This is a genomic window from Flavobacterium alkalisoli (genome assembly GCF_008000935.1).
Classification (GTDB): Bacteria; Bacteroidota; Bacteroidia; order Flavobacteriales; family Flavobacteriaceae; genus Flavobacterium; species Flavobacterium alkalisoli.
In genome coordinates this window covers 2,655,154-2,673,578 of sequence record NZ_CP042831.1, presented here as the reverse complement: position 1 = coordinate 2,673,578, position 18,425 = coordinate 2,655,154, and the positions used below count along the sequence as shown (strand labels likewise).

At 38.3% G+C, this 18,425-nt stretch carries 15 protein-coding genes, 1 tRNA gene and 2 pseudogenes; 13 read left to right on the top strand and 5 right to left on the bottom strand.

Going from position 1 to position 18,425, the window contains the following annotated elements; translation table 11 throughout:
* The first annotated feature begins 51 nt into the window (after positions 1-51).
* The 3 genes from arsC to FUA48_RS12150 all read left to right on the top strand — a co-directional run bounded on the left by arsC (position 52) and on the right by FUA48_RS12150 (position 3,712).
* On the top strand, positions 52-393 hold the full coding sequence (gene arsC, locus FUA48_RS12160; RefSeq protein ID WP_147583778.1) for an arsenate reductase (glutaredoxin): 342 nt from the start codon (positions 52-54) through the stop codon (positions 391-393).
* An 83-nt stretch (positions 394-476) separates the two neighbouring features.
* Complete coding sequence (locus FUA48_RS12155; RefSeq protein WP_147583777.1) at positions 477-2,969, top strand: outer membrane beta-barrel family protein; 2,493 nt, start codon at positions 477-479, stop codon at positions 2,967-2,969.
* Between the two features lie 491 nt (positions 2,970-3,460).
* Positions 3,461-3,712 (top strand): hypothetical protein, encoded by a 252-nt coding sequence (locus tag FUA48_RS12150; protein ID WP_147583776.1) that lies wholly within the window; start codon positions 3,461-3,463, stop codon positions 3,710-3,712.
* 664 nt (positions 3,713-4,376) lie between these two features.
* Here FUA48_RS12150 and FUA48_RS12145 read toward each other — a convergent pair.
* Positions 4,377-5,653: pseudogene (locus FUA48_RS12145) on the bottom strand (Glu/Leu/Phe/Val family dehydrogenase).
* A 308-nt stretch (positions 5,654-5,961) separates the two neighbouring features.
* Here FUA48_RS12145 and FUA48_RS12140 point away from each other — a divergent pair.
* The 7 genes from FUA48_RS12140 (at position 5,962) to FUA48_RS12110 (ending at position 14,004) form a co-directional block, all read left to right on the top strand.
* Positions 5,962-6,762 carry a sulfite exporter TauE/SafE family protein gene (locus FUA48_RS12140; protein WP_147583775.1) on the top strand — a complete coding sequence of 267 codons (801 nt, stop codon included), beginning with the start codon at positions 5,962-5,964 and terminating at the stop codon, positions 6,760-6,762.
* Positions 6,763-6,775: 13 nt separating this feature from the next.
* Positions 6,776-8,191 (top strand): MBL fold metallo-hydrolase, encoded by a 1,416-nt coding sequence (locus FUA48_RS12135; protein WP_147583774.1) that lies wholly within the window; start codon positions 6,776-6,778, stop codon positions 8,189-8,191.
* An 80-nt stretch (positions 8,192-8,271) separates the two neighbouring features.
* Positions 8,272-9,429, top strand: coding sequence for a TlpA disulfide reductase family protein (locus FUA48_RS12130; RefSeq protein WP_147583773.1), 1,158 nt, complete (start codon positions 8,272-8,274; stop codon positions 9,427-9,429).
* A gap of 108 nt (positions 9,430-9,537) precedes the next feature.
* A complete protein-coding gene (locus FUA48_RS12125; RefSeq protein ID WP_147583772.1) occupies positions 9,538-10,692 on the top strand; it encodes a TlpA disulfide reductase family protein in 1,155 nt (384 codons plus the stop codon).
* Positions 10,693-10,804: 112 nt separating this feature from the next.
* Positions 10,805-11,959, top strand: coding sequence for a TlpA disulfide reductase family protein (locus FUA48_RS12120; RefSeq protein ID WP_147583771.1), 1,155 nt, complete (start codon positions 10,805-10,807; stop codon positions 11,957-11,959).
* Between the two features lie 98 nt (positions 11,960-12,057).
* On the top strand, positions 12,058-13,212 hold the full coding sequence (locus FUA48_RS12115; RefSeq protein ID WP_147583770.1) for a TlpA disulfide reductase family protein: 1,155 nt from the start codon (positions 12,058-12,060) through the stop codon (positions 13,210-13,212).
* A gap of 21 nt (positions 13,213-13,233) precedes the next feature.
* Entirely contained in the window at positions 13,234-14,004 is a 771-nt protein-coding gene (locus FUA48_RS12110) for an alpha/beta fold hydrolase (protein ID WP_147583769.1), read from the top strand.
* Positions 14,005-14,045: 41 nt separating this feature from the next.
* Here the strand turns inward: FUA48_RS12110 and FUA48_RS12105 are convergent, their stop codons facing one another.
* From FUA48_RS12105 to FUA48_RS12090, 4 genes are all read right to left on the bottom strand, one after another.
* On the bottom strand, positions 14,046-14,933 hold the full coding sequence (locus FUA48_RS12105) for a cation diffusion facilitator family transporter (protein ID WP_147583768.1): 888 nt from the start codon (positions 14,931-14,933) through the stop codon (positions 14,046-14,048).
* Between the two features lie 5 nt (positions 14,934-14,938).
* Positions 14,939-15,418 (bottom strand): DUF2231 domain-containing protein, encoded by a 480-nt coding sequence (locus tag FUA48_RS12100; RefSeq protein ID WP_147583767.1) that lies wholly within the window; start codon positions 15,416-15,418, stop codon positions 14,939-14,941.
* Between the two features lie 18 nt (positions 15,419-15,436).
* The gene (locus FUA48_RS12095; RefSeq protein WP_147583766.1) at positions 15,437-15,754 is read right to left on the bottom strand and encodes a hypothetical protein; all 318 of its coding nucleotides are present in this window, start codon (positions 15,752-15,754) and stop codon (positions 15,437-15,439) included.
* A gap of 93 nt (positions 15,755-15,847) precedes the next feature.
* The gene (locus FUA48_RS12090) at positions 15,848-16,189 is read right to left on the bottom strand and encodes a hypothetical protein (RefSeq protein ID WP_147583765.1); all 342 of its coding nucleotides are present in this window, start codon (positions 16,187-16,189) and stop codon (positions 15,848-15,850) included.
* Positions 16,190-16,440: 251 nt separating this feature from the next.
* Between FUA48_RS12090 and FUA48_RS12085 the strand changes: the two genes are divergently transcribed.
* The 3 genes and pseudogenes from FUA48_RS12085 (at position 16,441) to FUA48_RS12075 (ending at position 18,399) form a co-directional block, all read left to right on the top strand.
* Positions 16,441-16,521: transfer RNA gene (locus tag FUA48_RS12085), tRNA-Tyr, on the top strand.
* 295 nt (positions 16,522-16,816) lie between these two features.
* Positions 16,817-17,341 (top strand): annotated as a pseudogene (locus FUA48_RS12080) (site-specific integrase); the annotation flags it as partial.
* Between the two features lie 392 nt (positions 17,342-17,733).
* Positions 17,734-18,399: a hypothetical protein gene (locus FUA48_RS12075; protein ID WP_147583763.1), complete on the top strand. Its 666-nt coding sequence runs from the start codon at positions 17,734-17,736 to the stop codon at positions 18,397-18,399.
* Positions 18,400-18,425: the final 26 nt, after the last annotated feature.

The window sequence follows — 18,425 nt, the reverse complement described above, 5'->3', positions numbered from 1 at the left end:
AATTCAATTTTAAAATTATAATGCCGTTCTTTGCAAAAAAATTCATCAACCATGATTACTATATACCATAACCCCCGCTGCAGCAAATCCAGAGAAGGCCTGCAATTGCTGGAACTGGAGGGGAAACCGTTTACTACGGTAAAGTATTTAAACGAACCACTTACCAAAAACGAACTTACCACAATTATCAAAAAGCTTAATATAACCCCTATAGAGCTTGTAAGAACCAAAGAAACCGTTTGGACAGAAAACTACAAAGGAAAGCAACTTACTGATGATGAAGTAATTGAAGCCATGCTAAAGCACCTTACACTTATAGAGCGCCCTATTGTGGTAAACGGAGACAAGGCTGTAGTTGCACGTCCGGCTGAAAGAATAAAAGAAATCCTATAAAAACTTTAACATTTTTTTATTGCTTGTTCTATTAAACCTGGGGCGTTTTTTGTAGTCAAACCCGCAATAAAAGTATCATCTTCATGAAAAAAATACAATCCGCATTATTAATTCTATTACTATTAACCTCATTTACTTCATTTTCTCAAGGCAAACCCGGCAATGTTACCATAAGCGGTAAACTTATAGACCAGGAAACCAAGCAGCCTTTAGAATTTGCCACCGTAACAATACAAACTACCGATAACAATACTGTAAACGGTGCCATGACCGACGAAAAGGGATCATACAGCGTTCAGGTTCCGGCAGGTACTTACAATATAAAATTCGACTTTATATCCTTTAAATCTCAGGTTATAAGCAATAAGACAATTACAGCAGATACCGATTTGGGTTCTGTAATTATGGCTCCGGATGCCACGCTGCTTAAAACCGTTGAAATTAGGGCCGAACGCTCTACCGTAGACATCAAGCTTGATAAAAAAGTATACAACGTAGGTCAGGACATGATCGTTAAGGGTGGTACAATAAGCGATGTGCTTGATAATGTACCATCGGTAACTGTAGACGTTGAAGGTAACGTAAGCCTGAGAGGAAACGAAAGCGTTACCATTATGATAGACGGTAAGCCTTCTAACCTTTATGGTGCTAACCTTGCCGATGTACTTAGGGTACTTCCTGCCGACTCAGTAGATAAAATTGAGGTTATTACCAACCCTTCTGCCCGTTATGATGCCGAAGGTGGTGGTGGTATTATCAACATCATCCTTAAAAAAGGTAAAGCTCAGGGCTTTAACGGTTCGGTAACCGCAAATACCGGTGACCCTGCCAACCACGGTATTATGGGTAACCTTAACTTCAGGACAGAGAAATTTAATTTCTTCACTAATCTTGGCTATAACTACAGGAACAGCCCGGGTAACAGCATGACCGACTCAGAATATTTTGACGGAGACGGAAACACTACCAGTTTTATTAACGAGCGCAGAACAAACGAAAGAAAACGTAAAGGCTATAACGCAACTGTAGGTTTTGAGTGGGATATAGATACTACTTTCAGTTGGACAAACTCGGTTTCTGCAAGAAACAGTAACGGAGACAACCCTACAGATACGTACTACTACAACTATTTTGCCGACGGTACTTTTAACAACACACGTTACCGTTACAACCTTGAAGACGAGGAAGACAGAAACTTTAACTATTCTACAAGCTTCCTTAAGAAGTTTAACGGCGACGGACACGAACTTAAAGTAGACGCTACCATTTCCAGAAGTACTGACGATGAGAACTCACAAATCAGTGATATGATTTTAGGCAGTACAAATCCGGATGACAGCTCTACCGAAAGAACCCTTAATCATGAAGAGGAAAAACGCACGCTAGTACAGGCCGATTATGTATTGCCTTTAGGCGAAGAAAGCCGTTTTGAAGCAGGTTACCGTGGTAGCTTTACACAAATGGATACCGATGCCCGTGCCGAAATACTTGATGATGCCGGTGTATGGCAGCCTAACGCTAACTTTAGCAGTATGCTGGAGTATAACGAATATGTAAACGCTTTCTATGCACAATATGGTTCTAAATTCGGAGAGAAATTCTCTTACCTTCTTGGGCTTCGTTGGGAAGACTCTAACATAGATGTAAACCTTTTAAGTGCTGACGATTTCAATAAGAAAAAATACAATAACTTTTTCCCAAGTGCTTTCCTTACCTATGAGTTCTCAGAAGGAACAAGTGCAAACATAAGCTACAGCCGCAGGATTAACAGGCCAAGAGGGCGTTTTATAAACCCGTTCTCAAGCTTACAGAGTAACATTAATATATTTCAGGGTAACCCGGACCTAAATCCGTCTATGACTGATGCATTTGATATAGGCTACCTTAAAAAATGGGATAAGGTTACTTTAAGCTCTTCGGCTTACTTTAATATAACAAACGACTCTTTCCAGTTTGTAAGAAGGACTGAAGATGCTCTACCGGGAGAAACTCCGGTTACTTATGTATCGCCTATTAACCTTGCTAAAGAATACCGCTTTGGTTTTGAGCTAACGGCAAACTATAATCCGTTTAGATGGTGGAAACTTAATGCCAACTTTAACTTCTTTAGGGTTGAAACCGATGGCGATTACTCTTGGACCTACACTAACAGTGACGGAGAGGTTATTACAGACTACCAAAACTTTGATAATACTGCCTATAGCTGGTTTACAAGAGCAAGCAGTAAAATGAACCTGCCATGGAAAATTGACTGGCAGATAAACGGTACTTACAACGCACCTCAAAACACGGCACAGGGCCGTAACCTTGGAATAATGCATTTCAACACAGCATTAAGTAAAGATGTGCTTAAAGAAAAAGCTACTGTTACACTTAACGTTAGCGATATCTTTAACTCTAACAAGAGAAAAGGTTACACTAACCTGCCAACTGTTTCATCATACAGTGAATGGCAGTGGAGACAAAGACAGGTTACCCTTTCCTTCACTTACCGCTTTAACATGAACAAGCAACAACGTATGAAGGAAGAAAGACAAAACGGTGGCGGAGACGAAGATTTTAATATGGGAGGATAATCTCTTTAAACACATAAAACAAAAAAAGCAGCTTACTTAAGCTGCTTTTTTTTGTTTTATGTATGATGAGTTTTGATTGAGATTCTTCCTAATGTCGACTCGAAGGCTTGCCTGACAGGCGGAGCAAATAACAATCGTCATTATGTCATTGCGAGGAGGAACGACGTGGCAATCTCTATTTTGAGTAAAGGATTGCTTCGTCCCTCACAATGACAAACACCGCTGTCATGTCAACCGCAGGGAGACATCTCCATTCTGCAATAGTAACTTTTTCATTATCTTGCATTAAGACAAAAGAACATGAATTTTAACCTTACCCAAAAAACATGAAAGTCTTAAACTTTAAATATATACTGTTCATTTTATTAATGGGAATCTGTTCGTGTAGTTCGAGATCAGATTTCGAAAGACTACTTACTGATAAGAAATGGCTTTTTAGAAAGGACAGTATAAAAGAAGGTGAAAAATATTTAATGTACTATAAATTTGACATGAATGGAAGCTATAGAATTTTTCATCTTCCTAGTAATATTGAATATGTTATGATTGAAGAGAAGCCGGATTCCAAAAAATGGAGTTATGATAAAGAAAATAATAATTTAATTATAGGAGACACTTTTAAAGTTTTTTCTTATAATGAAAATGAGATACAAATGTTGATGAAAAGAGACAGTTTACGTGTGTTTTTATATAGACTTACTGAGGATAATTATGATCCTGAACATGGAATGAAAATTAATTGAGGTTAATTCTATAGATTGCTTCGTACCTCGCAATAACAACATTTTTGTTTGACAATCGAGTGAAGCTTCGGCATTAGGCTCCATAGCGTTAAAAAAATTACAAGCGAGGCGTTAAAAAGTATCCGCTGTTTGAGCGCAGCGAGTTCGGATACTTTAGCCAAGTGCAGTAATTTTTAGCTTAAGGAGTCATGGGCTTGACTTTTTGGTTCTTTTGTGTCAAGACAAAAGAAGAAGTAAATAATAGATTGCTTCGCTACATTACATTTCGCTCACAATAACAAACACTACTGTCATGTCGACCGCAGGGAGACATCTAAAAATTCATATTAAAAAAGACACACCCCTACCCCTCTCAAGAGGGTAACTTACTCAATCCCAAAAAAAGATTGCTTCGTGACTCGCAATGACAACACTGTTATATGACAATCGAGTGAAGCTACGGCATTAGGCTCCGTAGCGTAAAGAAAATTACAAGCGAGGCGTTAAAAAGCATCCGCTGTTTGAGCGCAGCGAGTTCGGATGGTTTAGCAAGTGCAGTAATTTTTAGCTTAAGGAGTCATAGCCTTGACTTTTTGGTTCTTTTGTGTCAAGACAAAAGAAGAAATAAAAAAAGCAGCCAAAAGGCTGCTTTATATTTGAGTTTAGTTTAGTTATGATAAAAACATTAAGGAAAAATACCTCTTTGTTTATATGCCATTTCTATACGGGTAAGTGCCTGTATGTAAGCAGCCGTTCTCCAGTCGGTTTTATATTGAACTGAAGTATTGATTACTTTATTAAAAGCATCCTCAAGTTTCTTTCTAAGCTTCACGATAACATCGTCCATAGTCCATATCTCACCGTTACGGTTTTGAAGCCACTCAAAGTAACTGCCTATTACACCCCCTGAGTTACAAAGGATATCCGGAATCATTTGTACACCGTTAGCTAAAAGTATAGCTTCACCTTCTGTATCAATTGGCCCGTTAGCACCTTCTGCAACAACTTTAGCTTTAATAGTGTTTGCATTCTCTTCGGTAATTTGGTTACCTAAAGCAGCAGGGATAATGATATCACAGTCAATACCGAAGAAATCTTCAGACGGGTAATCCTGTGTACCTTTATAACCTGTAATGGTAGCGTTATCACTTTGGTATCTCAATAAAGCCTCAGGATCTATACCTTCAGGGTTATAGATAGTACCTGTAGCATCCTGAACACCTATTAGTATAGCACCGTTTTTATGCATAAAGTGTAGCCCAGTAACCTACGTTACCAAACCCCCTGAACGATATATCTCTTACCTTCAAGAGAAGTCCCGTTAAGTTTAGCCCACGACTCCAGTGTTACAACTACACCAAAACCTGTTGCACGGTCACGGCCTTCAAGACCACCCGATCCTACCGGTTTACCGGTAACAACGTGTTGGTTTTTAGAACGCTCACTTGGAGATTTTGTAGACATATAAGTATCTGCAATCCAAGCCATCATTTGTGCGTTAGTGTTAACGTCCGGAGCAGGAATATCGTGCTCAGGGCCTATGTTATCACCAAGTGCATAAGTAAAACGTCTTGTAATTCTTTCAAGTTCTCCCTGAGAGTATAATTTCGGATCTAACTGAATACCACCTTTACCACCTCCGTAAGGAAGTCCGGCAAGAGATGTTTTCCATGTCATCCATGTAGCAAGTGCTCTTGCAGCATCGATATCTACAGTAGGGTGATATCTTAAACCACCTTTGTAAGGGCCTAGTGCATTGTTATGCTGTACCCTGTAGCCTGTAAAAACTTCAACCTGACCATTGTCCATTTTTACAGGAAAGTGAACAACGATTTCATTATTTGTAATAGAAAGGATTTTTTTTACGCTTTCATCCAGTCCCATTACGGCCGCAGCTTTTTCAAACTGGTTCTTTACATTTTCATACATGCCCACGCGACGGGGCTCTTGTGTTGTTGCCATAACAAAATTTTTACAACGTGTGTTTTTATAACATATTACCTAAAAAAGGCATACAAATATATATGAATTACCAATACGCAAAACGGTTTGATTAATAATTTTACAAAAAATAAAACCTAAAATTGTGATTGCTTCAATTTGTACCTTTTTTTAAACCTTAAAAATATCTATATCATAAAATATACCAAACTTCAACCTTTTGTAACTATTTAATTATCAGTCTGCTATAATGTCATGATTTTTTAATTAATTAAGTTATAAATAGTTCTCGCTTATTTCATATATATTTACCCCATCTAACTTAAAAAATGGAACTTTTAACTGCTTATGCCGGCGCCTGTGCCATAGGCCTTGTTTTAGGACTTATGGGTGGCGGGGGGTCTATACTTACGGTCCCCTTATTAGTATACGTAATGGGCATTAACCCGGTTGCAGCAACAGGCTATTCCCTTTTTATTGTTGGTACCACCTCGGCCTTTGGCGGAGTTCAAAACTACCTTAAAGGCAATGTAGCGGTAAAACAAGGGCTTTTTATAGCCATTCCGTCATTTATAACGGTATATTGCACCCGCAGGTATATTGTTCCTGCAATTCCGCAAAACCTTATTGAAACACAAAGCTTTACCTTACACAAAGGTACGTTTATTATGGGAGTTTTTGCCATAATAATGCTATTGGCAGCGCTTTCCATGCTTTTTAAAAAAAATAAGGCCATCGAGACTGCTGCTCAAAATAATAATACAAGCTATATCTACATATTACCCTACATTATACTAACAGGTATTACCATGGGGCTTGTAGGTGCCGGAGGCGGATTTTTAATAATACCCATGCTGGTATTTTTCGGCAATCTAAGCATGAAAAAGGCAGTAGGCACTTCACTGCTAATCATTGCTATAAACTCAATTACAGGCTTTATGGGCGACCTGCACAATACTGTAATCGACTGGCAATTTCTTTTATCCTTTACTGCCATTTCCATTTTTGGTATATTTGTGGGCACTTACCTGCACAGGTATGTAAACGAGAAGCAGCTTAAAAAAGGTTTTGGTATATTTATACTGGTTATGGCCTGCTTTATCTTCTCAAAAGAATTTTTCGGATTTTAATCAAACTACTGATATGAAAATAGAACAAATATATACGGGCTGTATTGCACAGGCAGCCTACTATCTTGAAAGCAATGGGGAAGCAGCGATTTTTGATCCGCTAAGGGAAGTGCAGCCCTATATAGACAAGGCGGCAAAAGACAATGCTAAAATCAAATATATTTTTGAAACCCATTTCCATGCCGACTTCGTTTCGGGGCACCTGGACCTTGCTAAAAAAACAGGTGCACAAATTGTGTACGGCCCTACTGCCGCACCCGAATTTGATGCCGTTATAGCAACCGATAACCAGGAGTTTAAAGTGGGTAATTATACCATTAGGGCTATCCACACTCCGGGGCATACTTTAGAGAGCACCTGCTATCTGTTAATAGATGAAAACGACAGCATACACGGCATTATAACCGGAGATACACTGTTTATAGGCGATGTGGGAAGACCCGATCTTGCTCAGGCACTAACGAGCGACCTAACTCAGGAGGTTCTTGCCTCTCACCTGTACGATTCTCTTCGCAACAAAATAATGGTCCTTCCGGATGATATTACCGTTTACCCTAGCCACGGTGCGGGAAGCGCATGCGGAAAGAACATGAGCAAAGAAACTACCGATACACTGGGTAACCAAAAGAAAACAAATTATGCCTTAAGGGCAGACATGACTAAGGAGGAATTTACTGCCGAACTTCTTGACGGACTTGGTGCTCCCCCAGCCTATTTCCCTCAAAATGTATTAATGAACATTAAGGGATATGAAAGCCTTGATACTATTCTTGAAAAAGGTGTTAAGCCTTTAACGGCTAAGGAACTGGAAGCTACTGCAACCAGTACGGGTGCAATAGTGCTTGACGTAAGGCATGAAAACGACTTTGTAAAACAACACGTCCCTAATTCTATATTTATAGGGCTTCATGGCGGTTTCGCCCCTTGGGTAGGTGCGCTTATACGCGATGTAAACCAGCCTATACTTTTAGTAACTCCCGAAGGTAAAGAGGAAGAAACCGTAACAAGGCTTGCCCGTGTAGGTTTTGATAACACCTTAGGTTTCCTTAAAGGAGGTATTGATGCATGGACAGCAGCAGGTTTTAAAACGGAAAGCATCCGTTCTATTTCTCCGGAAGAATTTGCTGAAGGACTTGCCAAAAACCCTATAACTGTGGTAGACTCAAGAAAGCCGGGCGAATACAGCGGCGGACACGTAGCCGATGCGCTTAACATTCCGCTTGATTTTGTAAACGAACAGCTTGCCGAAGTACCTAAAGAAGGTGATTATTACCTGCATTGTGCCGGCGGATACCGCTCTGTAATCATGGCATCAATTTTGAAAGCAAGAGGTTACCATAATATGATTAATGTAGAAAAAGGTTTTGGAGGAATTAAAAACACTACTGTACAGGTAGTTACAGGCCAGACTTCGTGCAGTAATTCATAAAAATAAAATAATTGTTAACACTGCTATAAGAATCTTATTTTTAGATAATTTAGCAGCTTAAATCTAAATCGGAAAACATAATGAAAAAATTCCTTGTATTTGCTCTTACTGCTGCCTTAGCCGTATCGTGCAACAAGCTTAAAGAAAACGAGTACGAAATCTCTGGTACCATAGACCCTTCCTTTAACGGTAAGCAGGTTTTCCTTAAAGAACAGGCTGAAAACCCTATGAGTCCTATGACAGCTCTTGATACAGCTGTGGTTGAAAATGGTAAATTCACATTTAAGGGAATTTCTGAAACACCAAAAGAGCGTCTTATCTTTATTGAAGGTAAAGATCAGGATGGTGCTGTTTTTGTTTATACAGAAGAAGGACATATTGCTGTAGAAGTTAATAAAGATACCCTTTTCAACTCTGTAGTTTCGGGTACGCTTAACAACGACGCTCAAACTAAATACACTAAACTTGCTAAAGAAGCAGGAAAAGGTGACAAAGAATTCCAGGAAAAAAACATGGAATTATTTAACAAAGCTAAAGCTGAAAACGATACTGTTACTCAAAACAGAATCATAAAAGAATACCAGAACATGAGCAAAGAAAACAACAAGAAATATGTTGCTTTCATAGAAGAAAACCCTAATGCTCTTGTTACAATCAAAGCTTTCCCTCCTCTATTTAATGATCAGGACAAAAAAGCTGCTGATATCCAGGCATTATACGATAAGCTTTCTCCTGAGGTTAAGGAAACTGACCTTGGTAAAAAAATTGGTGACCACCTAACTAAAATGGCTGAAATGGAAGCTGCTCAGGCTAAAGTTGCCGAAGGTACAATGGCTCCTGATTTTTCTGCTGCTACACCAGACGGAAAAACACTTTCACTAAAAGAAGCTATGGGTAAAGTTACTATTATCGACTTTTGGGCTTCATGGTGTGGTCCATGCCGTCAGGAAAATCCTAACGTAGTGGCTATGTACAACGAACTTCACGGTAAAGGCCTTAACATTATAGGTGTATCTCTTGATCAGGACGCTGCAAAATGGAAAGATGCTATCGCTGCAGATAAACTTACGTGGCAGCACATTTCTCACCTTAAAGGTTGGGAAGATCCTATCGCTAAAGAATATGGTGTAAATGGTATACCTGCAACTTTCATACTTGATGCATCTGGTAAAATTGTTGCTAAAAACCTAAGAGGCGAAGAACTTAAAGCTAAAGTAAAAGAGCTTTTAGCTCAGTAATTACAGCTTACATTATAATAAAAGCACGGATAACCTCCGTGTTTTTTTTTTGTTGTTACACTTCTTATATATTTTTTTAAATAACTTACGTTAACTATAAAAAACATCATGAAAAAATTCCTTCCAGTTGCAGTAGTACTTTTAACGCTTATGTCTTTTACAGTAATTGAAGGCATTGGAGAATATAAAATATCCGGTACCATAGACTCTTCCTTTAATGGGAAATACATGTACCTAAAAGAATCAGCACATATAGGTAATATGACTACTATAGACTCCGCTTTAATCACTAAAGGTAAATTTACTTTTAAAGGAATCTCTGAAACACCAAAAGAGTGCTTCCTTGTTATTGAAGGCAAAGAGCAGGAAGGATCTGTTATTTTATATACTGAAGAAGGAAATATTACTGTAAACGTCAATAAGGATACCTTGTTTAATTCTATAGTTACAGGAACATTTAATAACGATGTCATGCATAAGTTTAATAAACTTTCCAATGAAATTGGTAAGCTTGAAAAAACTTTTATTGATAAGAATATGGGAGAATTTAATAAGGCGGAAGTTGAAAGCGATACCGCTACTATAAACAGGGTTATTGAAGAACATCAAAACATGATAAAAGAAAACAATAGGAAATATATTGCTTTCATAGAAGAAAACACTAATGCTCTTGTTACCATTAAAGCTTTCGTTCGGTTATTCTCAGATCAGGATAAAAAATCTTCTGATATTAAACCGTTATTTGATAAACTTTCTGCACAGGTTAAAGAAACAAACCTTGGTAAAAAAATGGCTGAGCACCTAACTAAAATGGCTGAAATAGAAACTGCCCAAGCTAAAGTTGCTATAAATAAAATAGCTCCTGATTTTTCTGCTCCCACACCCAAAGGGAAAATCTTATCCCTTAAAGAAGTCATGGGAAAAGTTACAATAATCGACTTTTGGGCTTCATGGTGCGGACCTTGTCGCAAAGAAAACCCTAAGGTAGTGGCTATGTACAACGAACTTCATGATAAAGGACTTAATATTGTTAGTGTTTCTCTTGACCAAGATAAGACCAAATGGAAAGAAGCTATAAAAGCAGATGAACTTACATGGTATCAGGTTTCTAACCTTAAGGGTTGGGGCGAGCCTATCGCTAAAGAATATGGTATAAACGGTATCCCTGCAACTTTCATACTTGATGCTTCAGGTAAAATTGTTGCTAAAAACCTTAGAGGCGAAGAACTTAAAGCTAAAGTAAAAGAGCTTTTAGCTCAGTAATTACAGCTTACATTATAACAAAAGCACGGATAACCTCCGTGCTTTTTTGTTTTTACAACCAGTGGTTTATTTATTTTTAAATAAATTAGCAGTTCAATAAAATCAAATCACTATGAAAAAAATACTTGCAGTTACAGCAGTACTTTTAACCCTTATGTCTTTCAAGATGATTGAGTATAAAGGTAATGAGTATAAAATATCAGGAACCATAAGTGCCGACTTTAACGGTAAAAAAATATATCTGGCAGAGACTGTTGATAAATCCATAAAGAAACTGGACTCGGTAGTAGTAAAAAAAGGAGCTTTTACTTTTACCGGAGAATCAGAAAAACCTCAACAGCGCCTGTTATATATTGAAGACAAACTTGAGGATGGACAAATAGGTCTTTTCATAGAAAAAGGTACTATTACTGTAAAAGTAAATACTCAGGACATACCTAAATCGGTTGTAGGCGGTACACTTAATAATGATGCTTTAAACAAGCTTAACATAATAATTGCCGACTTAGGTAAAAAAGAAGAAGCTTTTAAAGATACTCATTTTGAAAACTTTAATCAGGCTAAAGCTTCGGGAGACATTGAGACCCAAAACAGAATTGCGAAGGAATATGAAGCCCTGACGGCAGAAAAAAACAAATCATATACTGCTTTTATAGAACAAAATCCTAACAGTATTATTTGTCTGGAGTTATTCCCAATAATACTTAACGATCAAAATGCAAAAGCTAAAGAGATAAAGCCGGTATTTGATAAACTGCCTGCCGAATCAAAACAAACGGAAATGGGGCAGAAAATAGATGCCTACCTTAACCAGATGCTGGTAAAAGAAAAAGCTATGGAAGCTACAGAAGTGGGTAAAAAATGTCCTGACTTTAGCGCTGCAACACCCGATGGCAAAACTTTTTCGCTTAAACAGGCAATGGGCAAAGTAACCGTTATCGATTTTTGGGCTTCATGGTGTGGCCCGTGCCGTAAAGAAAACCCTAACGTAGTGGCTATGTACAACGAACTCCACGGTAAAGGTCTTAATATAATTGGCGTTTCACTGGATAATAATGCTGCTAAGTGGCAGGGCGCTATAGATAAGGATAACCTTACCTGGTACCACATTTCTAACCTTCAGGGTTGGGATGAGCCTATCGCGAAGGAGTTCGGAGTAAGCTCTATTCCGGCTACCGTAATTTTAGATAAAAACGGTACTATCGTAGCACGCAACCTTAGAGGCGAAGAACTTAAAGCTAAAGTATTAGAGCTGTTAAACCAGTAAAATACAGCCTACATTATAATAAAAGCACGGATAACCTCCGTGCTTTTTTGTAAAAAATTTATTTATTTGTAAGTATATTTTTATAAAGCCTTTAATGTATGAAAAAAATATTTGCTTTAACTATAACCCTATTAGTCTTTTTTTCTTTTAAATATAGAACTGGTAACGAATACACAATACATGGAAGAGTTGATTCTTCTTTTAATGGTAAAAAAGTATACCTTGCACATAATAATACTTTAAGTATTATCAGAGATTCCTGCATTATAGAAAAAGGGAAATTCTTATTTAACGGTGTAACAGAAGCCCCTATAGCATATGCACTTTATTTTGAGGGTTTAGAAAGAGACAACAAAGTACTTTTGTATTTGGAAAAAGGCGATATTAAGGTAAATGTAAATAGTAAAGATATATCCCAATCAGTTGTAGGCGGTACTTTAAATAATGATGCTTTAGAAAAATACAGGTTGTTACTAAGCGACACAGAAAAAAAACACACAGCTTTTATGGAGAAAAACTCTGAAAAAGCAAGAAGGGCGGAAAAAGAAAATGACACACAGACCCTAATGAAAATTACCAATGAGTTTATGGCCTTGTATGATGAATATATAGATGCCCGTAACTCTTTTTTAGAAAAAAAACCTAACAGTATTGTAAGTGCTGATATATTATTGGAAACCTTTCTTGAAAGTGACGGGATTTCGATAACAGAAATAAAAACATCTTTCGATAAACTGGGAGCAGATGCTAAAGAATCTGAAGCCGGTAAAAAGCTGAACATCTTAATAAACAGAAAACTGGAAGGACAAATTACTATAAAGAAAATTCTTGACAGTGGCAAATTTCCTGACTTTAGCGGTCAAACACCTAACGGAAAAACACTTACACTTCAACAGGTTTTGGGCAAAGTCACTGTTATTTACTTTTGGGCATCATGGGATGAAGCGTCCCGTGAGAGAAAATCTGAATTGATAGATTTATATAATGAGCTTCATGGCAAAGGTCTCACCATTATAGGTGTATCACTTGATCAGGACAGTGAAAAATGGAAAAATGCCGTAAAGGAAGACAAGTTAGTGTGGCATAATATTTCTAATCTAAAAGGTTGGGATGATCCAATTGTTAAAAAATTAGGCATATATTCTATTCCTACTCTTATAGTTCTCGATAAGAACGGAAAATTAAGATTCCAATCTTATGCTTATTGGGATGAAGAGATTAAAATAAATATAATTGGGCTGCTTGACGAGTAGCTTTGCCTTATTTTAGCCTTCATGAAAGCAAACCTTATCATTATACAGGGAAACAACTTAAACTATAACTATAAAAACAATTATCCGGGCAGGCCTACACTTGTATTCCTGCACGACTCTTTAGGATGTGTTGAGCTTTGGAGGGACTTTCCAGAAAAGCTTGGCAAACTTACCCAATGCAATGTTTTAGTGTACGACAGGCTGGGTTACGGAAAATCGGATGCAATGCCTGATGTTCCAAGACCAATAACTTATATGGAACCTCAGGCCGATGCCTTACATGATTTGCTTGCAGCACTTAATATAAGCTCCCCTATCCTGTTTGGGCATAGCGATGGTGGCACCATAGCCCTGCTGACCGCAGCAAAGTATCCCGAAACGATAACCGCTGTTATAGCAGAAGCTGCCCATATATTTGTGGAAGAAATTACCCTTAACGGAATAAGGGACGCTGCCGAAGCCTATAAAAACACCAACCTTAAACAACGTTTGGAAAAATACCACGGCACCAATACAGATATCCTTTTTAGGGCTTGGACACAAACCTGGACACGCCCCGATTTCAGGGATTGGAATATAACGGGCTTCCTTCCTACAATTACCTGTCCGCTTCTGGCTATTCAGGGAACAGATGATGAATTCGGCAGTCTGGAACAGGTTAACGGAATAGTAAACAATGTATCCGGCAAGGTAGAAAAACAGTTACTACCCGCCACCGGACATACACCACATAAGGAAACTCCGGAAGAGACTTTACGCTTGTCCGCAGCATTTATAAAGAGTATTCAGTAATAAAATAAAACCCCTGCTAAAGCAGGGGTTATTTTATATAATCAGCTGTAATCATCAGGTTCTACATGTATAAGTATACGCCCCATACCAGGAATATCCCTTCTTAAATAGTCTTCAAGGTTATGGGCCAGCTTATGCCCTTCCTTCACCGTTATATTTGCGCTAACAATGGCATGAAGCTCCACATGGTATACCATACCCGTTTTCCTTACAAAGCACTTTTCGGTTCCCAGTATGCCGTTTACCTTTAGCGCTGCTTTCCTTATCTCTTCCACCACATCATCATACAGGTGCTCATCCATTATCTCACCCAGTGCAGGGCGGAAAATAAGATAACTGTTGTAGATAATAAATCCGGAAGCAAAAAGAGCTGCCCAGTCGTCGGCCGATTCAAATCCTTTACCGCAAAAAAGCGCTATGGAAATACCTATAAACGCCGCTATAGATGTAATGGCATCACTACGATGGTGCCATGCATCTGCCTTAAGGGCAGAGCTGTTAGTTTCCTTACTCTTTTTAAGCACCAGCCTAAAGGAAATCTCTTTCCAGATAATAATGGCACCCAATACAAAAAGCGTCCAGCTTTTCGGCAGGTCGTGTGGCGTTTGTATATTCAGTATACTCTCATAAGCAATTACTGTGGCCGCCGTAATTAAAAAGCCCACCACAATAAAGGTAATAAGCGCTTCTGCCCTTCCGTGTCCGTACGGATGGTTTTCATCAGCCGGGCGGGTAGAATATTTTATACCAAATAATACCAGTATAGAAGAAAAGATATCGGTAGTCGACTCAATAGCGTCGGCTATAAGCGCATAGGAATTACCAAAAAAACCTGCTGCGCCCTTTAGCAATGCAAGCAACGCATTGCCTATTATGCTGAAATAGGTAGCCCTTATGGCTTTCTTTACATTTGTGTTTTCTTCTAACATACAAACTAATCGGGATTGTAGTCAGAACAGTCATCGGCAGGCTTATGCACCCCGGCTCCCTGTTCATAAACAACAGAAGCACCTAAATGGCCTGCATAGCCTAATGCTGTTCCTCCCGCTATCAATAAAATTACAATTAAAACATTAATAATTAATGCATTAAATGCAGCAATATACTTTTTTAGCATCTTTATTATAAGTACCACCGTATACACTATGAGCGATACATAGCTCCAGTACTGATGATTTTGCAATACTTTGGGGTCGCATATTTTGCGCACCTCAACATTATAGGCAAGCTGGCCGCTGTAAATACCCGCCCAACCCGATATAACGCCTATAACCAGCATTACAAAAGTTAGTTTACCTAAAAATTCGCTGTTGCCTTTAGCCGAAAGCCTGAGCAGCCCCGCTGCTGACGCTAGCAGCAGGGTAACTACAGGTAAATGGACTATAAGCGGATGAAACAGTTCTGTTCTCCACATACCATTTGTATTACAGGGTTAGTCTAATATGCTAACAGAAATAGGCTCCAGCCTGTTCCCTTTCTTCTCCACTTTCACTTCAACGTTTCCGCCTTCATGAAGGGCATCAAACTCAACAGCAGCACCATCTTTAGTAAGTTGGGTATTGTCGGTAAAATAAAGCTCTAAAAGCTTATCATCGGCTGTTCTTACATAAATCTCCTTTTCGTCGGCATCCACCTCTTCGGCTTTACCTTGGTAAGTACCTGATTCTACAACGTCTGTGTCTTTGTTTTCTCCGCAAGAAGCGAATAACGATAAGCCTGCAATAGCAAGCATAGCAATACTTTTTTTCATGGTAAGTAAATTTTTAGGTTAAAAAATAAAAAGATGCCCCGTAGCCGTGCTACAGGTTATAAGTCATAAGGGCAAAAGCCCTTTCAAATCAAATTAAACAGCAGGTGGTTTTATTAGGGAAGAATAATAAATACAGCTGTACAGGTCTTTTTTATGAGTCTGAGTATTTTTTGCAACAGGCTGCACAAAAACCGTAAGCTCTTCAATATGGTTTTGAGGTAAAAACAGTACAGGGGCAGCATGATTAACAATGTTCTTAAACGGAAGCTGCATGTCGCGGCTGTCGTCGTTATCATTAAGATCGTTACCCCAGTAATGCATGGCGAGAAAATCGAGCAGGCCTATTTCCTTATCGGCTTTTTTATGCTCCATAAAATGCTGACACAGTACGGGTACTTTTAAAAATTCCCGTATGCTTAGGCAATTAAGGCTCATAAGCGAAATTAATATGTAAACAAGTGCTTTTTTCACGATACCAAAAATACTACATACACGGGGATATATAAAGACATTAACATATTTTAATGATAACTTCATGCAACTATAAAAAAATATGCTGTTATATTTATTTAGCTTCCAGCTAATTAAAAAATAGTTTTTAAAATAGCCCTAAATATGTTTGTATAGTAAGAAAACAGTACTATATTTGCACCGCATTAAACAACAATGCATGTCTAAAATGGCATGGGGAGATACTCAAGCGGCCAACGAGGACGGACTGTAAATCCGTTGGGAAACCTTCGCAGGTTCGAATCCTGCTCTCCCCACGAAATGGGTTAAAATAAGGAAAATCAAGCTTTTCCAAATTTTTCAAAAATCCGAAAAAAACGTGTAAAACCTGCAAAATCATTGATTTTGCAGGTTTTTTTATTTCCCTGCACTTCATCAGAATTTATAAACTGGTATATAGCGGAAAGCTTATCACCTCTGAAAAAATAATGGATTATATCCTTGGCAGGCTTACACCCCGTGTTAAGGTCCTCGAAGAGTTCGAATCTCATAATCGGGAAATGGCTGCCTTAATAGGTAAAGGGTATGCAGAAGGCACGCTGGACCGTTGCCTATCAATTGAAGAAGACAGAGATTAAGAAAGGAATAGATGGGAAGCTCTGGATTATCTCTTCCAGGCAAAAAACCGGCTCAGAGACAAACGTTCCTCTTTTACCGCAAGCCTTAAAAATAATTGAAAGGTATAAAGATCACCCACTTTGTCTTGAACGGGGCACTGTGCTACCTGTCTCATCGAATCAAAAGATGAATGAATACCTGAAAGAGATAGCCAACCTCTGCGGATTTCCCTTTACTCTTAATACGCACATGGCACGCAGGACTTTTGGCAGTACCGTTACACTGAACAACAATATGCCAATCCATGTGGTTAAGGAGATGTTAGGGCATGCATCAGTAAAGCAGACAGAAGCCTATGCAATTACCGAACAGGCCTCTATTGGGAGAGAAATGAGGTTATTGGATAAGCGCCTTAATAAAAAGGCGAATAAGATGTCTAAAGCCGATATTGCTATACTGGGCAAACTCGAGAAAGAGATACAGCTAATAAAAGAGAAGTATAATATACGGACAGCATAGTACCACTATAGCAAAAACAAAAAACAACCTTATCTACAAGGTTGTTTTTTTATATCCAGTTCACTGCGTACACCAGGATGATAGGAGGGTCAATACACAATATAGCCTAGCTGCTGGAGGCTTTTAAAACACTTGTGATAGGTCGGAAGGGTAATGATATGGGCCAGGCGCATAATCTGGCTGCGACTGACCTTAACTGCCTCTGCCCAATTAATTCGCTTCACCGGCGAGAATACCCGTAAAAGTCAATAAACACTACTGCTTCTAAGAATGTTCTTTACTAAGGATAAATTCCTTTCCATATATTTGTAATAAGTTGGAAAAGGACTATTCTTCTTCTTAAAACCAGATCATAATACGGTCTGCAATACTAAAAAATACGTAAAGGAAAATTGAATCACAGGTTTTACAGCAAAAATAATAATGAGAAAAACAGAATTGCAGTAGCAATAGCGACGCTCTCCCTTACGGTTATATGTTTTTCAGTGGTTATATCAGTGTATTCCGGTATTTACCTGATTGGTTTTTTAACCTTTGCGATAACCCTATCTATAGCTGCTCCGTTTTTTGATATACCCTCCTTAAAGAAAAGTGGGAGAATCATTTATTATTCATCCTTATTCCTAACTGAAAAACCTAAAAATGGTGTAGTCAAAATTCATGGGGGAACTTTATTTGATTACTGGTTCGTAATTGACAGAAAAATGAATGGCAAACAAAGGACAGATTTCATAATCCAACAGTATTTAGAAGGCCTGTTATCTTTGATGGAAGAGCATAAGCACCATAAACAAATGAGAGTTAGGGGAACAAGCTATATTATCAATGAAAGAACAGCAGAAAAAATGGGTTTTGAAATTCTTGAGACCGATCTGTTACAAAAAGCTATTATAACCTACAACTACTTCAATATTTTGATTTCAAATTCAATTGCTAAAAACAAGCTGGCATTTCCCAATTTGGGTAAGACCAAAACATTTGAGGCTGAAATTGGCCGGTTAGTTCAGAGAAAAGAATATATTGAAAGGTTACATAAATCGATGAAAAGAAGCTGTTGATAATACCTCTTGTAGCAATCGGTGCC